This is a genomic window from Trichocoleus sp. FACHB-40 (genome assembly GCF_014695915.1).
Taxonomy (GTDB): Bacteria; Cyanobacteriota; Cyanobacteriia; order Cyanobacteriales; family FACHB-T130; genus Funiculus; species Funiculus sociatus.
Map to the genome: position 1 here is coordinate 1 of NZ_JACJPF010000045.1, position 19,589 is coordinate 19,589.

The 19,589-nt window shown below is 47.5% G+C and carries 23 protein-coding genes; 6 read left to right on the top strand and 17 right to left on the bottom strand.

The genetic code is table 11. From position 1 onward, the window contains the following. The first annotated feature begins 119 nt into the window (after positions 1-119). From H6F63_RS08710 to purN, 3 genes are all read left to right on the top strand, one after another. Positions 120-317 carry a type IV pilin-like G/H family protein gene (locus H6F63_RS08710; protein WP_190636595.1) on the top strand — a complete coding sequence of 66 codons (198 nt, stop codon included), beginning with the start codon at positions 120-122 and terminating at the stop codon, positions 315-317. A 113-nt stretch (positions 318-430) separates the two neighbouring features. Further along, positions 431-1,030 (top strand): type IV pilin-like G/H family protein, encoded by a 600-nt coding sequence (locus tag H6F63_RS08715; protein ID WP_190636597.1) that lies wholly within the window; start codon positions 431-433, stop codon positions 1,028-1,030. Between the two features lie 7 nt (positions 1,031-1,037). Next, positions 1,038-1,724 carry a phosphoribosylglycinamide formyltransferase gene (purN, locus tag H6F63_RS08720; RefSeq protein ID WP_190636599.1) on the top strand — a complete coding sequence of 229 codons (687 nt, stop codon included), beginning with the start codon at positions 1,038-1,040 and terminating at the stop codon, positions 1,722-1,724. Between the two features lie 71 nt (positions 1,725-1,795). Here the strand turns inward: purN and H6F63_RS08725 are convergent, their stop codons facing one another. The 15 genes from H6F63_RS08725 to H6F63_RS08795 form a co-directional block, all read right to left on the bottom strand. After that, positions 1,796-2,386, bottom strand: a complete 591-nt coding sequence (locus H6F63_RS08725) for a CPBP family intramembrane glutamic endopeptidase (RefSeq protein ID WP_190420766.1) — start codon at positions 2,384-2,386, stop codon at positions 1,796-1,798. Between the two features lie 42 nt (positions 2,387-2,428). After that, entirely contained in the window at positions 2,429-3,490 is a 1,062-nt protein-coding gene (locus tag H6F63_RS08730; RefSeq protein WP_190636601.1) for a DUF3326 domain-containing protein, read from the bottom strand. 48 nt (positions 3,491-3,538) lie between these two features. Further along, positions 3,539-3,739, bottom strand: coding sequence for a hypothetical protein (locus tag H6F63_RS08735; protein ID WP_190636604.1), 201 nt, complete (start codon positions 3,737-3,739; stop codon positions 3,539-3,541). A gap of 254 nt (positions 3,740-3,993) precedes the next feature. Further along, positions 3,994-4,317, bottom strand: coding sequence for a 2Fe-2S iron-sulfur cluster-binding protein (locus H6F63_RS08740; RefSeq protein ID WP_190420760.1), 324 nt, complete (start codon positions 4,315-4,317; stop codon positions 3,994-3,996). Positions 4,318-4,605: 288 nt separating this feature from the next. Beyond that, complete coding sequence (locus H6F63_RS08745; RefSeq protein ID WP_190636606.1) at positions 4,606-5,046, bottom strand: protein tyrosine phosphatase family protein; 441 nt, start codon at positions 5,044-5,046, stop codon at positions 4,606-4,608. Positions 5,047-5,373: 327 nt separating this feature from the next. Then, positions 5,374-5,610 (bottom strand): hypothetical protein, encoded by a 237-nt coding sequence (locus H6F63_RS08750; protein WP_190434510.1) that lies wholly within the window; start codon positions 5,608-5,610, stop codon positions 5,374-5,376. Positions 5,611-5,647: 37 nt separating this feature from the next. Further along, entirely contained in the window at positions 5,648-5,821 is a 174-nt protein-coding gene (locus H6F63_RS08755; RefSeq protein WP_190434513.1) for a ssl1498 family light-harvesting-like protein, read from the bottom strand. A 546-nt stretch (positions 5,822-6,367) separates the two neighbouring features. Continuing rightward, a complete protein-coding gene (locus tag H6F63_RS08760) occupies positions 6,368-7,324 on the bottom strand; it encodes a F0F1 ATP synthase subunit gamma (RefSeq protein ID WP_190636609.1) in 957 nt (318 codons plus the stop codon). 112 nt (positions 7,325-7,436) lie between these two features. Beyond that, positions 7,437-8,954: a F0F1 ATP synthase subunit alpha gene (gene atpA / locus H6F63_RS08765; RefSeq protein ID WP_190636611.1), complete on the bottom strand. Its 1,518-nt coding sequence runs from the start codon at positions 8,952-8,954 to the stop codon at positions 7,437-7,439. A 112-nt stretch (positions 8,955-9,066) separates the two neighbouring features. Continuing rightward, positions 9,067-9,624: an ATP synthase F1 subunit delta gene (gene atpH / locus H6F63_RS08770; protein WP_190636613.1), complete on the bottom strand. Its 558-nt coding sequence runs from the start codon at positions 9,622-9,624 to the stop codon at positions 9,067-9,069. Then, the gene (locus H6F63_RS08775; RefSeq protein WP_190636615.1) at positions 9,624-10,193 is read right to left on the bottom strand and encodes a F0F1 ATP synthase subunit B; all 570 of its coding nucleotides are present in this window, start codon (positions 10,191-10,193) and stop codon (positions 9,624-9,626) included. The genes atpH and H6F63_RS08775 overlap by 1 nt, the downstream gene beginning before the upstream one ends. An 83-nt stretch (positions 10,194-10,276) precedes the next feature. Continuing rightward, the gene (locus tag H6F63_RS08780) at positions 10,277-10,762 is read right to left on the bottom strand and encodes a F0F1 ATP synthase subunit B' (RefSeq protein ID WP_190420329.1); all 486 of its coding nucleotides are present in this window, start codon (positions 10,760-10,762) and stop codon (positions 10,277-10,279) included. A 214-nt stretch (positions 10,763-10,976) separates the two neighbouring features. After that, entirely contained in the window at positions 10,977-11,222 is a 246-nt protein-coding gene (atpE, locus tag H6F63_RS08785; protein WP_010994186.1) for an ATP synthase F0 subunit C, read from the bottom strand. 128 nt (positions 11,223-11,350) lie between these two features. Next, entirely contained in the window at positions 11,351-12,106 is a 756-nt protein-coding gene (gene atpB / locus H6F63_RS08790; protein WP_190434528.1) for a F0F1 ATP synthase subunit A, read from the bottom strand. Between the two features lie 59 nt (positions 12,107-12,165). Beyond that, on the bottom strand, positions 12,166-12,609 hold the full coding sequence (locus H6F63_RS08795) for an ATP synthase subunit I (RefSeq protein ID WP_313931314.1): 444 nt from the start codon (positions 12,607-12,609) through the stop codon (positions 12,166-12,168). A gap of 322 nt (positions 12,610-12,931) precedes the next feature. On the opposite strand from H6F63_RS08795, the gene H6F63_RS08800 reads away from it, so the two are divergent. Then, positions 12,932-13,231 (top strand): hypothetical protein, encoded by a 300-nt coding sequence (locus tag H6F63_RS08800; protein WP_190636617.1) that lies wholly within the window; start codon positions 12,932-12,934, stop codon positions 13,229-13,231. A gap of 156 nt (positions 13,232-13,387) precedes the next feature. Here H6F63_RS08800 and H6F63_RS08805 read toward each other — a convergent pair whose 3' ends face one another. Next, positions 13,388-14,584, bottom strand: coding sequence for a class I SAM-dependent methyltransferase (locus tag H6F63_RS08805; RefSeq protein ID WP_190636620.1), 1,197 nt, complete (start codon positions 14,582-14,584; stop codon positions 13,388-13,390). Between the two features lie 191 nt (positions 14,585-14,775). Here H6F63_RS08805 and H6F63_RS30435 point away from each other — a divergent pair, with 191 nt between their 5' ends. Both H6F63_RS30435 and H6F63_RS08810 read left to right on the top strand, forming a co-directional pair. Then, entirely contained in the window at positions 14,776-14,901 is a 126-nt protein-coding gene (locus H6F63_RS30435; RefSeq protein WP_277876369.1) for a hypothetical protein, read from the top strand. A gap of 123 nt (positions 14,902-15,024) precedes the next feature. Then, positions 15,025-18,429: a phycobilisome rod-core linker polypeptide gene (locus H6F63_RS08810; RefSeq protein ID WP_190636622.1), complete on the top strand. Its 3,405-nt coding sequence runs from the start codon at positions 15,025-15,027 to the stop codon at positions 18,427-18,429. Between the two features lie 264 nt (positions 18,430-18,693). Here H6F63_RS08810 and H6F63_RS08815 read toward each other — a convergent pair whose 3' ends face one another. Further along, entirely contained in the window at positions 18,694-19,104 is a 411-nt protein-coding gene (locus tag H6F63_RS08815) for a hypothetical protein (RefSeq protein ID WP_190636624.1), read from the bottom strand. Positions 19,105-19,589: the final 485 nt, after the last annotated feature.

The following is a 19,589-nucleotide window of genomic DNA, read 5'->3' on the forward strand; positions in this document are numbered from 1 at the left end:
TTCGCACTCAATCTGTATCGTAGCTATGGTTTCCAAAACATGGCTCAAGCACAACGTCTCGCTGGCTTTAGTCTTAACATACTTAAAGACCTATTTAGAATGAAATAACCCTGGTACTGATGGTTGCCAAACCTTTTCGCCCGGATCTCAAAATGTACTCAAGCGGAGTATTTGTTACCAAAACTCAAGATAAATCTTTTACGGTTGCTGGGGTTTGTGAAACTATTAAATCCGTTGCCATACCTGGTATGCCGAAGTATTCCAACAAGGGAAAGTCGCCAATTGAATGTCCTGCTGGTTATCAGCTTGTGAAGTAGTGAATCCTGAAAAGGAAGTAACTTGGCGGCAGTGAGTTAAGCTAACGCTACGCTTTGTATGTCAATACAATCGATACTGGTAAAATCCTTTTAATCTCTCGGCTGTTACCTGCATGAGTAAGACTTTCTTCAAGCATTGCTACCTTCAAGTTGGTTTGCAAATCCTGCTTTTACTTGGGTTACTTAGTAGTATCGCCACCAGTGTAAATGCTCAAGATCCAAACCAAACCGACAGGACGAGAGAAAATCCTTCAACTAGGAACCAAACGGACAGTACGCGAGAAGGTGAAGCTAAACAGTATATTGCCGCAGTGAACCGCGCTCAACAAGCTTACTATATCCAAAATGGCAAATTTGCCACATCGATGCAGCAGCTAGGGCTGGGACTTCAACGCCAGACGCAGAATTATCGCTACAGGATAGTCCTCCAACGTCAGAATAGTGCTTCTACCTCTGCAAGCGAACAGCCGAGTCTGTATGGTCAGCCAAGCGATCGCGTCGAGAGTGTGATGATGATTGCCGTTGCTAGGCGCGGTGGACTTAAAAGCTATACAGGTGGAGTGTTTGCCACGATCTCTGTGCGTGCAACCAGTACCAGGGCTGTTGTTTGCGAAACCGATAAACCCTCAGCTTCGCCTCCGATACCGCAAGATGGTAGAAATCAATCCGGGCAAATTACCTGTCCTGCTGGTTCCCGTTTATTAAGAGGTTGAAGGCTACATGAGTGATAATTCTGCATCGGTTGATACGCCCAGCTTAGTTTCACCATCCGTTTATCCCAGCTTTTTTGGGGATGGTACACCTTTAAAATTGGGAGTGATGGCATCTGGGAATGGTAGTAACTTTGAGGCGGTAGCAGAAGCGATCGCGCAACAGCAACTCAATGCCCAAATTCAAGTTTTGATTTACAATAATCCCGGTGCAAAGGCAGCAGCAAGAGCCGAAAAGTGCGGCGTTCCGGCTGTTTTGCTGAATCACCGAGACTTTAATAGCCGCGAAGAGTTGGATCAAAAAATTGTTGAAACTTTACAGCAGTATCAGGTGGAATGGGTGATAATGGCGGGTTGGATGCGAGTCGTCACGCAAGTTTTAGTTGATGCTTTCCCCGACCGAATTATTAATATTCATCCCAGTTTGTTACCTAGTTTCAAGGGGATTAACGCAGTAGAGCAAGCCTTGAATACCGGGGTGAAAATTACTGGCTGTACGGTTCATCTAGTAAGTGTGGAAGTTGATAGCGGTAAGATTTTGCTACAAGCAGCTGTGCCAATTTTGCCGGAGGACACGCTAGAAACGCTACACGCCAGGATTCAAGTTCAGGAACACAAGATATTGCCGCAAGCGATCGCTATATGTCAGCGATCGCATTTTCTCGGTACTGGCGAAGAGGTCGCCTCCCAATGCTAGTTCCCAGTCCTAGCCTGGAAACTAGCAGGTTGCGGTTGCAGCCATGACCGAAGCGAATCAAACCGAAAACTTCACAACTTTTTATAGTCCAGCTTCCAAAGGCAACTAGAAATCACATTCGTAGTGATGTGAGCCACAATTGGCACTAGCAAATTACCAGTTGCTAAGGCACTATATCCCAACAGCAACCCCACCGTTGTTGCCCAAACTGCATAAGACCATTGCTGAGGGCTGCTGAGGTGTAATATTCCAAAACAGAAACTCGATCCTACCAACCCAACAACGTTTAACCCCACTGCTGGCAGCATCACACCCCGAAACAACAATTCTTCACTCAAACCGGGTAACAGCCCCAGCCAAATCAAATCAAGCCACAATAAAGGTTTTAGCACCAATTCTAGGTAGTAATCTGCGCTGCGCTGGTAAGCAGGCCAAAGGCGATAGACTATGCTACTAGCACCACTAATTCCCAGCCCCAAGCCCACCCCTAGAAGTAAAGCTTTTACTGTCAGGCTCAGGGGTAGGAGGGAGATGGAACCAAATTGCAAGCACAGCTTGGAGATTAGCAGCAACACAACAGCTGTCGCCCCCATTGCAATTAGAATTTGGGTGCGCGTCAGGGGTTCGATTTCGGGATTCTCAGGAAGCTGTTTTGTCGCCATTTTGATTTTTGATTTTTGATTTTTAGGCTGGGGATTGCCTACTTACTGAATTTCCATTATCGACGAGAGCGCCATTCTCAGGGCAGATGGACTAATGCCTGCTCGATGAGCTACCAAGACACCCAACGCCTCTAAATATGAGTTTACCCGTAATGCTTTAATTCCCAGCTGTTCTGGAGGAACTTGCATTTGGGTTTTATTTTCTTGGACGGCAATAATTTGTGCTTTCGACTGGCTGAAGCTGAGGATAGCACTGCCGCCGCAAGCAGTTGCAGGTACGACGACGGCATCAACTTGTTCTGCCCACATATCTTTAGTTTGACTTAAAGCTGTTTTTGTGGTGATAAATTGAGGTGCGCGGCTAAGTCCCACCAAAACGCAGGGTAAGAAGGTATAGCCTAATTCTTCCGCAGCTGAGCGGGGAGACAGGTGCGGAGCGGGGGGAGATGGCAACAACGCCGGGGCGTGAGCGCAAGGAATTTGAAAAGTCCGCACGAGGAGATGACTAATTACGGCTTCAGCACCAGCCACGGGGTCTACTCCCCGCCCGTGCCGATAATTTTCTAGGGCTTCGCTTTCGATGTCATCGGGGAAACGGGCAACGGCTGCGATCGCTTCGGCTCTCCCCTTGGTAATCAGCACTTCAGCCGCTCGTAACAAACTATCTGGATTTCCAATTGTCCCCCAACTGGCTCCAGAAGCGGCTCTTTGCAGTTCCACCTCTAGCGGTGCATCAGTTACCACATAGTCGGTGAGATTCAATCCCAGTGTGGCTCTGGTGGCATCCGCTGCCTGAATGTGCCGCAGCCGCAGTTCTGGTTCAATGGCTCGATCGAGGATTAAACCCACCCGGTTTTGATGCACTGGTCGCAGCCCCCAGCAGGATGACGCGAATTTGTCAAGTCCGTAACCTTCAACATAGAAAGCGTTGGGCAAATTCCAGTAAAGCTGAGCGCCGTTGAGGACGTTGGGGTGAGTGATCAGGGTGTCAGATATTTGAGCGATCGCTCTGGCGACTGGCAGAGCATCCCCCGCATAACCGCCAATTGATGCCCCCACCCCAGTCGGGACAATCAATACAACCGTGTATTGACGCTGATTCATTTTAAATTTGTCTAACGAGTAAACTCGCCTTGAGCAAACAAAGCCTGTCTAAGCAGGGTTTGCAGCATTGACATCAGATTCCACTGTGACAATTGCTTCAACGTGGGCTTTTTGTTTCTCAACATCTACACTGGTGACAGCCCAGCGTAGAGGTTCACCTCGTTTTTGCAACTCGGCCTCAATTGCCTGATTTAGTTGCACAGGCGATTCTTGGAGATCAATTTCAGCTGTAATAAAGTGTGTTGTCATCTTAGATCCCTTCTAAAAACTTTATCTTGTGGTGTGAAATAACCCCTTTTTAAGGGGGCAGGGTGGTTTCATTTATTAAAAGAAAATTCAGTAACGTTGATTTTGGTCGGCTGTAGGGGCTTATTAATTGCCATGCCCCTACAAAATGTCGCAATTTTCGATATTTTCTAAGGGTTGAATGAAACCACCCTGCTTAAAGAGGGCGCTGGGGGTAATGCCCACCCCTGTTGCCCAATGTGTCGGCGTTAGCCGCCCTACTTCTGAAACTGCCCAAATTGCAGTTCATAAAGCTCGTCTTCTTTCTCAGTTTCAATCTTCAGATTTGAGCGCGGATAAGCGATACACAGCAACGCATAACCCTGTGCCTGAAGTTCCGGACTAACGCCCATGCCATCAGTCTGATCCACCTTTCCTTCTACGATTTTAGCTGCACAGGTAGTGCAAACTCCCGCATTGCAGGAACTCGGCAAGTCTATCCCAGCTGCATAGGCAGCTTGGAGGATAGCTTTATCCTCTGGCACTTCTATAGTCTGGCTGGTGCCTTGGTGTTGAATTTCGACGGTGTAAGTTTTAGACATCGTACAAGTCTTAAGCTTGAGACTCCGACTTCTTAATTATCCAGATTTTATATTCTATAAGTTAATCATCCCAGTTGCTGTGAAAAACAGGACAGAGGAAAATTTATTGCTTTTGATGCCTACGAGACGCTGGCAGAAGCTTATGTAGCACTCATTCAGCCAAGTAGCGATCGCACACATTGAATCTTGGATTGTGCTTGACAATTGGCACTTAATGCGCCTCTACGAATTCCACGGCTGTTGAAGATGCGATCGCACCCTGACTCTAACTGATGCGCGGCTCGAAAACTACTGGTACTGAATTACCTGCTCAATAAACTTCTGCCAATTATCATTAGGAATCCAAATCTGGTGTAAGTCTCTCTTCGCATCTTCGTCACTTATGCCTTCATGAATCAGGCGATAAAGATACATAAAGGCTGATACTCTCATGTTGGCAGCACAATGGACAAAAATATTTTTATCGGCATTGGCTTCCATAACACTGAAAAAACGCCTGACATCATCAATGGTGGGATTTTCCCAAACTACAGGGATATGTATATATTCCATACCCTGAGTTTCAACTACTTCTTTCTCATCAGGCAAAGCATTTAATGATTCTGGTAATGCTAGATTGACAACCACTTGATATCCTGACTCGCTGATAGCTGAAAACTGCTCTTTTGTTGGTTGTCCCGCCGTAGCAATGGAGTCGGATAGTTTCAGAAAGTTGTATATGTCTTCCATTGAGTCACCCACAAGATTGATTAGAAAGGCGTTATTTATATATAGTTTCAGAATATTATAGATATTTTGAATTATTTTACCTCCCATATTTTCTTCTACTCATATAGCAGTTTGTGTCGGAGTAGTCTCGCCTACAACAGTCTCTCAGGCTGCTGTCCGCACTGCAACGCTTACGCGCGCGATTTGAATTGCCAGGTATTTTTGGTTTTACCTTATAATAGCGCCCCGGCAGCATTGATGATTTCTAGAATAACCCTTTGCCGCTCAAATAATAAAACCCCAGCTTCGTAAAACTGGGGTTTTAAAAATATGCAAGCCGTCTTTGTCCTAATAAGAGTAGAAAGTACAAGCTCCCACAATAACTGTGAAGACAACAGCTTTTAAAATGTTATTGAAAAGTCGTCCTAGTTCCGGGCTATCTCCTAGCACTGCATCATCCTGACCTGCGGTAAAAAACAGCGACCAAGCTTGATTAGCAGTGATAGGTGCAAAGTTGTTGAAATCAGCATTAAAAACAGTCGGCGCAGACACGGAACGGACATCTAAATTAAAGTCAGTCTTCATAACAAATCTCCTTGGTTTCTTATACTTTTAGGTTTTATTAGTAGCTGATACCAAATGCAGTCAGCACCAGCAGAGAGACAAATACAATAGCGATCGCGCCTTGAAGGGCATAGTTACGCTGCTGGTCTGGTGAGGGAGCTTCTGCAACGTACACAGCAGGCTCGGCTGCATAGTTGTTCAGGATGCCTCTTTCGTCGGTGGTGTATCTCATGGTTGCCTGTCCTTTGTATCTCTATGTTAACTATAGTAACACTTTGTAAAGAAATTGCAACAGAATTGTAACTTTTTGCTATATGCTTTAGTTTGGGCAGCGATAGGGGCTGCTTAACAATGGATAAAATGTAAAAAAAAATGCGCCTGAGCCATCTCAGCCGCCTTCTATCAGAATGGGCAACGATATACTTCTTTTTCTTGTCAGTGTTGGCGTACTCGCCCTTTATCTCGTCTTCTCCGCGCTTACGGAAATGGGTACTAAACTCCCGTGGAAGAAATAGTCAGTTTTGTTGGGTGGGCTTTGGTACCACAACTACCGACGAGTTCCATGTTGTAAGTCTTCTCGTACATCCAGGTTTGCTATATATAGCGTTTCTCAGTTGGGTGGAATATATCGCGGTTCGGACGTTTGGTCCACCAAGGTTAGGGAAATGGCATTGCCATTTCCCTACAGATGTATCGCACCCAACCCTTAAATTGCTATAAAAAAAATGCGTCCGATAAATCTCAGACGCATTCTATTAATTAAACTTGAGGACTAAATCTAACCTTGTAGCGCCTCGGCACCGCCGACGACTTCCAAGATTTCTTGGGTAATGGCTGCCTGACGCGCTTTGTTGTAAGTTAGCGTCAGGGTGCCAATTAGTTCTTTAGCGTTGTCGCTGGCGTTGTTCATTGCAGTCATCCGTGCCGCCAGTTCGCTGGCCGCTGACTCTTGCAATGCGCGTAGCAACTGGTTATTCAGATACAGCGGCAAGAGGGCATCAAGAATCTGCACCGGATCTTGCTCGAAAATCATGTCCCGTGGGAAATCTCGAACTTGGGCAGAGACTTTTTCCCGCGTTACTTCAAAATCGCCGCCTCTACTTGTGAGGCGGAAGATTTCATCATCTCTTGCTTCTAGCCCTTGCGTAGTCAGCGGTAGCAGGGTTTGCACCACTGGACGAGAGCTGATTAAAGAGACAAACTTGGTGTAGACTAATTCAACCCGATCGACTTCCCCGGCTAGGAATAAGGAAAGCAGTTCGTCAGCAATTTGAGAGGCTTCCGCTGCTGTGGGAATCTGTTCGAGACCCGTGTAGGTGCCACCCTCTACAACTGGCTGTTCGCGGCGTTGGAAATACTGGATGGATTTGCGCCCTACCAATATATATTTGTAGTCCAAGCCTTCTGCTTTGAGTTCCTTGGCGCGGTTTTCGGCGCGACGGATGACGTTGGTGTTGTAACCACCGCACAGACCGCGATCGCCTGAAATTACCAATAAGCCAACGGTGCCGACTTCCCGTTGTTTTAGCAAGGGCAGATCCACATCTTCAAACCGCAAACGGTTTTGCAGATTGTAGAGAACCTGCGCCAGACGGTCAGCAAAGGGACGGGTGGCAATTACCTGTTGTTGGGCGCGGCGCACCTTGGCGGCGGCAACTAGGCGCATTGCCTCGGTGATTTTTTTGGTGTTTTTGACCGACTGAATGCGATCGCGAATAAATTTTAGATTTGCCATAGTTTTGTCAGTTGTCAGTTGTCCTTTGCGAATGGCTAATTGCTAATAGCTAATTGCGAATAGCTACTTTTTACAATTAGCCATTCGCGATTAGCTATTAGCTTTGGACAAATTACGCCATCGCCATGAAGGTCTTCTTAGCTTCACCGATCGCTTCTTTGAGAATGCCTTCCGCTTCTTCGTTCAGCTGCTTCTGACTGCGGAGGATTTCCATATACTTCGGCTTGCTGGTTTTCAGATAATCCCGCAGCGATCGCGCAAAAGGAGCAACCTTATCTACTGGAATTTCATCCAAATAGCCATTCAAACCTGCATACACAATTGCGACTTGCTCAGCCACAGATAGGGGCGAGTATTGCGGCTGCTTCAAGAGTTCCCGCAAACGCTGACCCCGTGCCAATTGGTCTTGAGTTGCCTTATCCAAATCGGAGGCAAACTGGGCAAAAGCTTGCAGGTCGTCAAACTGCGCCAACTCCAGTTTCAGCTTACCAGCCACTTTTTTCATCGCCTTGGTTTGAGCCGCTGAACCCACCCGTGACACGGAAATACCTGGGTTCACTGCGGGACGCAAGCCAGAGTTGAATAGGTCGGAGGTCAAGAAAATCTGACCATCGGTAATCGAAATCACATTGGTAGGAATGTACGCGGAAACGTCCCCAGCCTGGGTTTCGATAATTGGCAGCGCGGTCATGCTGCCTTCACCTAGTTCTGTACTCAGCTTCGCCGCACGCTCTAGCAGGCGGGAGTGGAGATAGAACACATCCCCAGGATAAGCTTCCCGTCCGGGTGGACGACGCAGCAGCAGGGACATCTGGCGATAAGCTTGGGCTTGCTTGGAGAGGTCATCATAGATGATCAGCGTCGCCTTGCCCTTGTACATGAAGTATTCTGCCAAACTAGCGCCCGTATAGGGAGCCAGATATTGCAGGGTTGCTGGGTCGTTGGCTTGAGCCGCGACTACGATGGTGTACTCCATTGCGCCTCGTTCCTGAAGCACGTTCACCACTTGGGCGACGGTAGAAGCTTTTTGACCGATGGCGACGTAGACGCAAATCACGTCCTCGTCTTTCTGGTTGAGGATGGTGTCAACCGCGATTGAAGTTTTCCCGGTTTGTCTGTCACCAATGATTAGCTCCCTCTGACCCCGACCAATGGGAATCATCGCGTCAATAGCGGTAATCCCAGTTTGCATTGGTTCATAAACTGAGCGGCGATCAATAATTCCTGGTGCGCCTGATTCAATCAGACGAGATTCGGTGGTCTGAATTTCTCCTTTACCATCAATCGGACGGGCAAGTGCGTCTACCACCCGACCAATCATGGCTTCTCCCACTGGCACCTGAGCAATCTTGCCTGTGGCTTTAACTGAGCTGCCTTCCTGAATCTGGCGACCATCGCTCATCAGCACTGCGCCCACGTTATCTTCTTCCAGGTTCAGGGCGATGCCAACGCTGCCGTCTTCAAATTCCACCAGTTCCCCAGCCATGACCTTATCCAAGCCATAAATCCGGGCAATACCGTCGCCTACTTGCAATACTGTACCAACGTTAGAAACCTGAACTTCTTGGTCGTATTGTTCAATTTGCTGGCGAATAATGTTGCTAATTTCGTCTGGTCTGATGCTGATCATGATTAGTTGTTCTTGTTTAGAGGGTTACAGGTTGCAGGTTTTGGGTTGAATGTTTTGGGTTGCTTTTTAAAGACTTTCAACCTTTTAACTTTCCAACCTTTAAACTCAATTGCTAGGCGGCACGGCCCAGGCGTAGTCCAATGCGACGTAGCTGTCCTCGCAAACTGGTATCAATCACCTGAGAACCTACTTTGATGATCACACCACCAATTAACTCTGGATTGAGTTTGGTAGCGAGTTCAACTTGGTGCGCTCCGCTGATGGCTTTAACTTTTTCACTGATAGCCTGCCGCTGGGCATCGTTCAGTTCTACTGCTGAGGTGACTTCTGCTAGGACAGTCTGGTTTAGCTTTCTCAGAAGCGCTTGGAAGTGTTGCAAAACTCCCTCGATAAAGATGATCCGCCGTCTGTCCACCAGAAGCATCAAAAAGTTGAGGATGGTAGGGTGGAGTCCGTCGCCCGCAATCTGCCGCAATACGGCTTTTTTATTTTCAGCGCTGAGTACGGGATTGCCCAGAAATTCCTGTAAATCTGGGGAGCTGTCTAGTAGGCTCAATAAAGAGCGGACATCTTCGCCAAAGCGATCTACTTGGTTCTGGGATTGAGCCAAGGACATTAGCGCTTCTGCATACGGTTCTGCAATTTCGGCGCTTAACATACTGCCTTTCATTACCGACCTCCTACACTGGCGATGCCACGGTCAATTAATTGTTGTTGAGCTGATTCGTCTAACTGACCTGTCAGTTGCGACTCGACTCTCTGCAACGCCATTGCGGCAACTCGCGATCGCAACTCGGCGATCGCTTTTTCCCTCTCGTTGTTGATATCCCCCAGACTTGTCTGTCTCAAGCGTTCCACGTCCTGAGCTGCCTGAGCTAGAATTTTTTCTCTAGCTGCCTTAGCGGTAACTTCTGCTTCTGCTCGGATTCGCTGTGCCTCGGACTGAGCTTGAGCCAACTTCTGCTGGGCATCGGAGAGGGATGCTGCTGCTTCTTTTTGTTTAGCTTCAGCTTCCCGAATCGCTGTTTCTATTTTGGCACGGCGATCGCTTAGGATGTTTCCTAAGAACTTCCGCCCAAAGTAAAACAGCACCACAAAAATAATTATCAGGTTGATCAGGTTGGTTTCTAAAATCTCGAAATTTAACCCGAAACCCCCTTCCCCCGATTCCTCTGCTAATTCAGAGCCTGCTCTTATAGCCTCTGTAGCCAGTAATAAATAAGTCCCCATGATCCCCATCTATTGAAGTTTGAAGTGTGAAGCTTGAAGTGTGAAGTTTGAAGTGTAAATTTTCATCCTTCATCCTTCATCCTTCATCCTTGCTATTTAACTAACTCTGGTCCCAAGAGTTTCTCCAGAATCTGGCGACTGAGGGCATCTACCTGTTGCTCCAGGCTTTGGAATGCCTCTTGCTTTTGCTGCTCAATTTCCTTAGCCGCTTGTTCTCTTTCTCCGGTCGCTTCAGCTTGAGCTTCTGCAATTTTGCCCGCCCTAATTTTATCTGCTTCAGCTTGAGCTGCGGCAATGGTTTCTTGAGACTGACGGCGAGTTTGAGCCAGTTCTTGTTCGTATTGCTTTGTCAAGCTTTCAGCTTTCGATAGGCGTTCGCGTGCCTCTAGTAGATTCTTGCGGACATAGTTATCGCGCTCGTCAATTGCCTTCGTCAGTGGCTTGTAGAACACGACATTCAACACCGCCACCAGGATTAAAAACTGCACAGCCATCAAGGGTAGGGTGGCATCAAGATCAAATAGACCCCCTTCTTTGGTGGCTGTTTCAACAGCCAGCAGAATTGTCCAGTGTGTCATAATTTTATGACCCCCTTCTCAAACAGGGTCGAGCTTTTAATTTGTTGCGTTCTAGGCGCTACGGGTATAGTTGAACTTACCGCGTAGCGTTAGCTAATTACGTATTGGTTCCGCGCTCAAAACTTTAACTATTTAAGATTTAAATAATTAATGGCTACCATCAAAATCCTCATCTTAAATTGTTAAGAGTTATCTGAGCGCGGCTCGTCAAAATTTACGCGAAGGGGTTGGCAAACAGCAGCACTAGGGCAACGACCAGACCGTAAATGGTGAGCGCTTCCATAAATGCCAACGAGAGCAGCAGAGTACCGCGAATTTTACCTTCAGCTTCTGGCTGACGGGCAATACCTTCTACTGCTTGACCAGCGGCATTACCTTGACCAATACCAGGGCCGATTGCAGCCAAACCAACAGCAAGAGCAGCAGCTAAAACAGAAGCAGCAGAAACTAATGGATCCATGATTTTCCTTACTTTTAAGTACAGAACGATTTGCTACTTTAGATTTAAGATTTTAGATTTCAAACAAAATCCAAAATCCTCAACCCAAACTTTTTCCCAATTGACATCATGACAGGCTATTGGTCGCCTCAGTCGTGATGTTCTCCTCCATGTTCCTCTACAGCTTCCCCAATATAGGATGCTGCCAGTGTCGCAAAAATCAAAGCTTGAATTGCACTGGTAAACAAACCTAAAATCATCGCTGGCAAGGGAACAAACAGGGGAACTAGGAGAACTAACACCGCTACCACCAACTCATCAGCCAGAATGTTTCCAAACAGACGGAAGCTGAGCGAGAGGGGTCTGGTGAAATCTTCCAAAATCTTGAAGGGCAACATGATAGGTGTCGGGTGAACGTAGTTACCGAAGTACCCTAAACCCTTCCTGCTGAACCCTGCATAAAAATACGCTAAAGAACTCAGCAGGGCAAGTGCCACTGTTGTATTAATGTCGCTAGTGGGAGCAGCTAGTTCGCCCTCTGGTAGCTTAATTAGCCTCCAGGGAACGAGCGCTCCCGACCAATTCGACAAAAAGATGAACAAAAAGAGAGTGCCTACAAATGGCACCCAGGGACGATACTCTTTCTCACCAATTTGGCTTTTGGCTAGATCCCGAATAAAATCCAGGGCGTACTCCATCGTATTTTGTATACCGCGGGGAATTCGCTGGATGTTTCGAGTTGCAGCAATCGAGGCAATAATCAGAAGGGCAATTACAAACCAGGAGGTCAGAAAAACCTGCCCATGTACTCTGAAATTGCCCAATTGCCAGTAAAACTGCTTGCCAACTTCCAATGCAGCAAGATGGAAAGTATTCAGGACGCTTAAACCATCTACGATGAACATTTCCGGGATTTCCACTTTCGTTGAGGATTGAGCGATTGAGAGGAGAGCTTCTGCCTGACCTATTGAGATTCTGGCATTAGCGTACTTCTCAGCACGTAGAAGATGAGCGCGGCTTTAAAGGTGAGAAATCCCAAAAAAATGGGCAGAATATGCAGCTGTTGCAATTGCGTTGCCGCTACAATTAGCCCAATAAATAGCGCCAGGCGATTAGATCCCAAACGCTTTTTTTGTCCGCCTAGTCGCTCAACATCCTTAGCCAACATTCTCAAGTAAACCACACCTGTGGATGCCCCAATCAAATAGTTTAGGGCAGTGTTCAGGGAATAAAAAATCCATACACAGATAAATATTATCCCTGTAAAAGCAACCGTAATCACCAACAACTGTTGTTGTAGTTGGTAATACTCTTGCATGGCGTTGTTTGTTTCTGCGGCAGGAGAACCGGGTGCTGGGAACTCCTGCGTCGGCGACGTGGTTGGTTGAGATTCGTTTGACAGGTTCACAACAGCTGAGAAGCGAGTCCTGCTAATAGACCTGTACTACAGGTCACAGCAATTTTGAATATACCATGCAGAGGTAACATTACTTAAAAAAGAATTAAGGCGCTTTCAGCCGGAATAGTATGTTCTATACGAGCGTGTTCCAGCTCAAGGTCTTTTTTTCTCATCTTTGAGGCTAGTTTCGCCTGGTCGTCGCTTCTTGGCCTTTGGACAGAAGCGATCGCCCGCAAGTGGTACGTCGGTCGCCAGAGGTAACCGGCTGTAAACTTTAGTTAACTTAGTTGAGTAGTAGGCTACAGGTAGTTTAACAGGAGGTAGCAATCCGATGAAATCTCGAACTTATTGGCTCTTCGCCATCATCGGCTGCACTGCCCTCATCTGTTCCCCAGCAGTGGCTCAAACGAACCGGATCGACAAATTTTTCAATGGCACTCCCCCCTATAATGGCGAAAGCTTGACAGAACCTCTCAACCAAGTGGAACGGGAAGTCGATAGGCATACGGAGAATCAGCAGTCAGTTGAAAAGGTTGAACCGGGAACCACTTATGACTTTAAGGTGAAAGAGGAAAGTCCTAATCCGGCCGAACGCCAGATAAGAGAAGAAGTACCAGGCTCAGCCAACTAAATATTACCGATGGGAACCCTTATAGCTCTTGGCTGAAGCCTCGATGCTCTATAAACAAAGCCTGCCAGCACTGGCAGGCTTTGTCTGTTCGCCCTTGACTTTAGTCCTTAGGCTTTTTATATATGTATTGGCGATCGCGCTAGTGGCTGATAACTTTTAAGTTGGCGTTAGCAAGATTAACTGCCCACTAAGGAGCGATCGGACTTTATCCAACTCCAGCTTTCCATCGGCCAAAATTTCTTTCATGGTTCGCTGTTGGGTGGAGTTTTCATCGCACGCTTGCAAAAATTGAAATTCCTCCGCTGATAAATTAATAATTTGATAATCGTAGTTAAACAGGCAACGGCTAGGCCATCCATCCATGCACGGGTTTCGCTCTGGTATCGCCTTTAACAGTGCTTCATCCGATGACCAATCTGATGAAGGTAGGGGAGGACGGCTTAAGAAAAACTCGTAGTGAGTGATGACTTCTGGATCTAATAGCTCAATCAAACGATATTTGGCGCGATCGCTCAAATTTTCGCTTCGTTTTATTAACTCCGGGTTTTTGCCTATAAGTCGCTCTAACTGCCAGTTTCTAGGATTGGAAAATCCCAGAAAATCCAACCCGGAAGCATCAATTAGTTCAAAAAGTGTCTCGATGTTGTAGTCAATCTCTTGGGGATGGACATACATATCGGCAAAGCACTCATCCCGCTGATTTTCTAAAGACCAGCGATCGCGTTCTCTCTTGACAAGACGATTATTTTCGGGTAAAGCAGCAAATATTTGACGGCCCAACTGTACGCCATCCCGGTAATCGCCGCGTTGGTCGCCTTGGAGGAGAGCGATCGCTTGTTGCATCAGCTGAATTTCCCATCGCCCCAGCTCAGCATAGACAAAAATGTGCATCAAGCCTCCAGGCGCTAACTTCGCCGCCAGGGACTTAATTCCTCGAATCGGGTCAGGTAAATGATGCAGCACCCCCACACAGTTAATTAGATCGAACTCACCAGGGAGTTGATCGGCATCGTACAGGCTCAAGTGATGAAACTCAACGCGATTTGCCCCTGAACGGCGAGTGCGCTCTTGTGCCACCCCCAGCGCACCTGCACTTAAATCAATTCCCACCACTTGTGCAGTAGGATTGAGATGAACCAGATACTCTGTTCCAACACCAGTGCCACATCCAGCATCCAAAATGCGGATATCCTGTTTTTGGGGTTTTTGACCCGTGCAGAAGCTATAGGCAGCTAGCCAGTTCCAGCGCCAGTTGTAGCCGGGAGGCGGACTATCCAGCAAGGGTTCTGGCGGAAAAGGGTAAGTATCGTAAAGTCGCTGAACAGCGTTGCTGATATCCTGCCTTATTTCCATATCACAAAATGACGCAAAGTAGAGACAATTGGGAAACGTAACAAAGCTTATCTTTTTTCTCAGGAAATGTATCGCAATTTAGTATTATGACACTGTGAATACACGGAGAGAATTCTACACACTTTTTAATAAACCTATCTAGCAAGCCCGAAAAGTTTTAATCTAAAAACTGAGCTGATTAAACCCAGGCAGTGGTTAGATGGGATGCTCTCCAGAAGCCTAGTTTGCCTAAAAATGAAGGCTCTCCGGTTGAAGCCCTTACCCAAGGGTGGATGAAAACACCAGATGTTGAAGGCGGTCGGATAAAGGCTGCATAAGCAGGCAGAAAGCACCTGCGGCAGTAGCCCAAATTCACGCCTTGGCACTTCATAATTCAACAGTGGCACTCTGGTCATGTTTAACGCAGTGACAATTTTTTTATAGGGAGCTTTTGAGATCCAATGAGTGTTAAGGCAAGTGGTGGAAGCTCAGTTGCGCGTCCGCAACTATATCAAACAGTACCAGTTGCAACAATTTCCCAAGCGGAACAGCAAGACCGCTTCTTAGGGCGGGGGGAACTGGATGAGCTGAAAAGCTATTTCAGTTCAGGAAACAAGCGTTTAGAGATTTCCCAAACGCTCACCCAAAACGCCGACCTGATTGTGTCCCGCGCTGCTAACCGCATTTTCGTTGGGGGTTCCCCGATGGCTTTCTTGGAGAAGCCTCGCGAACCAGAACTGGCGATCGCGGGTACAGTTCCGGATGTCAAACAAGGGATGGCGCTGGGAAATGTCACCTATGTGGAAAGCAGCGGCGGCTTTTTGCAAGGTTTGCGGAGTCTCTTTAGCGCCAGCGGCGGCGGCCCCGCACCAGCAGGTTTCCGACCGATAAACGTCGCCCGTTACGGCCCCGGCAATATGCAGAAATCGCTGCGGGACTTATCGTGGTTTTTGCGCTACCTAACTTACGCGATCGTTGCCGGAGACCCTAACATCATCTCCGTCAACACGCGGGGTTTGCGGGAAATCATCGAAAACGCTTGCTCTACCGATGCCACAATTGTCGCCTTGCAGGAAATGCGAGGAGCAGCTTTGGGTTATTTCCGGCGCGATGATGAAGCGTCAGGTATTGTCAACCAATACTTTGAAGTTCTGATTAACGAATTCAAAGCCCCCACTCCCTCAAACAAATTACGGCAGCGTCCTTCTGGCGATCAGCAAGGTCTGCAACTACCCCAAATTTACTTCAACGCAGCCGAGCGGCGTCCGAAATACGCCATGAAGCCCGGTTTGTCCTCCTCGGAAAAACAAGAAATCATCAAAGCTGCCTATCGGCAAGTCTTTGAACGGGACATTACCCGCGCCTACAGCCAAGGCATCTCTGACCTTGAATCCAAGGTGAAAAATGGCGATATCTCCATGAAGGAGTTTATTCGCCGTTTAGGTAAATCTCCTCTGTATCGGAAAAATTTCTTCGAGCCATACATCAACAGTCGCGCTCTAGAACTCGCCTTCCGTCACATTTTGGGACGTGGGCCCTCCAGCCGTGAAGAAGTACAAGAATACTTCTCCATCGTTTCCCAAAAAGGTCTACCAGGTCTGATAGATGCCTTGGTAGATTCTAAAGAATACTCCGACTACTTCGGCGAAGAAACCGTCCCCTACATCCGAGGGTTGGGTCAAGAAGCCCAAGAATGTCGTAACTGGGGGCCGCAGCAAGATTTGTTGAACTACAGTGCGCCTTTCCGTAAGGTACCGCAGTTCATCACCACCTTTGCTGCTTACGATCGCCCGCTACCGGATCAACACCCCTACGGTTCCGGCAACGACCCGCTAGAAATTCAGTTTGGGGCAATCTTCCCGAAAGAAACGAAGAATCCCAACGCCCGTCCGGCTCCCTTTGGTAAAGATACTCGTCGCATCCTGATCCGCCAAGGCCCAGGTATTGACAACCAACTGAGCAACCCAGCAGCTCGTCCGAAAGATCCGGGTTCCCTCGGCCCCAAGGTGTTCAAGCTGGATCAACTTCCAGGCCCTAGCGGCAATGGCGGCGTATCTGCGAAGCGCTATGTGAAGAATTCCAGCGTCAAATACTCGGAAAGCTCCACCCAAGCGTTGATTAAGGCAGCTTACCTGCAAGTCTTTGGGCGGGATGTCTACGAAGGTCAGCGCCTGAAGGTCGCAGAAATCAAGCTGGAAAACGGCGAAACCACCGTGCGGGAGTTTATCCGCGTTCTGGCTAAGTCGGATCTGTTCCGCAAGCTGTACTGGACTTCGCTTTATGTCACCAAGTCAGTTGAGTACATCCATCGGCGGTTGTTGGGTCGTCCCACCTACGGACGGCAAGAAATTAACAAGTATTTCGATATCTGCGCTAAGAAAGGCTTCTACGCCTTAGTTGACGCGATTATCGACAGCCCAGAATACAACGAATCGTTTGGGGAAGATACAGTTCCTTACGAGCGTTATCTGACACCTGCTGGGGTAAGCTTGCGTAGTCTCCGCGTGGGCAGCATTACCGACACCGGACTCAAAGTTGAGAAGGAAGAAACCCCCCGTTTTGTGGAACTGGGTCAAGTTACACAAATGCGGACGGAACCCGATATTCAGTTCCGTATCAACCAAGGTGTTACCAAGAAGCGCGAACAAACCAAGGTCTTCAAGCTGACGGAAACCGAAGATAAGGCGCTGGTGCAAAATGTCATCCGGGCTGCTTATCGCCAGATTTTCGAGCGCGATATTGAACCTTATGTGGTGAAGAACCAATTCAGCGACTTGGAAAGCAAGCTGCGGAATGGTGAAACCAACCTCAAGGAATTCATTGAGGCGTTGGGAGGTTCAGAACTTTACATCAAGGAGTTCTACGCTCCGTACCCGAACACCAAGGTGATTGAGCTGGGGACGAAGCACTTCTTGGGACGTGCGCCGGTAGACCAAGTTGAGATTCGCAAGTACAACCAAATTCTCGCCTCTCAGGGCATCCGGGGCTTTGTAGGCGCGATGGTCAATAGCGTAGAGTATGCCCAGGCATTCGGTGAGGATACGGTGCCTTACAACCGCTTCCCGACCCTGCCTGCGGCAAACTTCCCGAATACTGAGAAGCTGTACAACCAGTTGACCAAGCAGAATAATGACTTGGTGGTTCCCAGCTTTGAGCCAGTGAAGCCACGGATGGATGCGTCGAAGATGCCGCTCACGGGCAAAGCGATCGCTGACATGGCTGCGGCTGCTCGTAAGATGGACATGAGCAAGCCCAAGTTTATCGAGTTGGGTCGTTCCTTTACCAACGGTGACGGGCAATCTGTCGAGGTTGGTGTCGGTACAACGCGGCGCAAACCTGCACGGATTTACCGGATGAACCCAGGCATGAGCCAGGTGGAAACTGTACAAGTTATCAATGCCATCTACTGTCAAGTGATGGACATCTTCAGCGGTCAGGTTCCTGGTGAATTGCGGCGTTCGGAGCTGGATAGCAAACTCCGCAATGGGGATATCTCCGTGCGCGAGTTTGTCAAGACTCTGGCAAGTTCCGAAATCTACCGCCGTCGTTTCTATACGCCTTATCCCAATACCAAGGTGATTGAGTTCCTGTTCCGCCATCTCTTGGGACGCGCACCAGCTACCCAAGGCGAAATCCAGCAGTATAACAAGCTGCTGGCTGATGGCGGCTTGAAGGCGGCTGTAGAAGCAATGGTGGATAGTCCTGAGTACGCTCGTTACTTCGGCGAGGATGTGGTGCCTTACAACCGCTATCCGTCTCTACCTGCTGGTAACTATCTGGGTAGTGTGAAGGCTGCTGCTGACTTGGTGAAACAGTCCTGGTCTGATTTGTCGCCTTCTTATCTCGGTAGTACTTCTACCCGCTAAGAAGACCTGGCGAATATAATTCGCGGCTACACAAACATAGCCCGCGCAGGCGGGCTATAAATTTCCCTCTGATCTGTGAGAAAGGTCAGGGGGTTTTTATTGAACCACAGAGGCGCTGAGGACGCTGAGGACGAGAGAAAGAAGGGAAGCGATCGCTATCTTCAGCAGAAAGTTGAATTGTAATAATTTTGGATTCGCTCATGTTTCTAGTTTAGAGATTGGAATGAGCGCGATCGCTTTCCTAAGTTTATCTCAATCTGCATCTTAGGTAGCGCTAATCTTTACCTTTTTATTTAAGTAGTTTAATCTCAAAATAAAACTTATTTCATCAACCAAAGTTATAGATACTGCGGTGAAATTTGATAAACTTGGAAAAAAAGATACAGAGTCAGTTTGATTGCGAAATAAGCGTAATTTATTTGATTTTTTGAATACTGATTTATGTGCTGAATTGCGTCTAAGCTCAAACTGTTTGCGAACATATTTATGAGCATCACATCTTGTAGGAATAGATTGCCCTAACTTATCTTGTAAATGTTTTTTCACTAAGTTGAAATCTGCGTAGTAAGCCAGATGGATACTACCACGCAACTCTGCTTCCCGATGGGCATAAGTAGTAGCTTCACTGGCGAGTTTCTTGTCTAAATTAAGATAATCTGACCAGTAAAACGTCATCGTGTAACTCTTGAATAGTAATCAATTGCTTCTTAATTTCGTAGGCTAGAGGTCGCAACCAATCTTCATCAAACTGATTGAGCTTGTTAAGTGCATCATGGGGAGCGCGGCCTGTCAAAATTGATAGTACCAGATGCACGTAGTCGATGATTTCTGGGTCGGGGACGACTTGAAGAAATAGCTTTTCATCAGAAAAGTAAGGGCGAATCTTTGCAGATGCTTCCAGTAAAATCGAAATTTAAAACGGATATTTTTCAATAAACTGGAATACTGCTGATGGTTCTTTGAAGGTGTATAGCGTTTCTCAGGTGGGTAGAATATATCGCGGTTCTGAAGTCTGTCCTACGTTGGTGGGGGCATGGTATTGCCATGGGGAGCATCCCGGTTTTGCGCTTTTGAGCATCAAACGGATATTGATCCGTTAAGGTAGGCGCACCGAAGCTTAAGCATTTGATTAACATTTTTCATCAACCACTGCGCTCCTG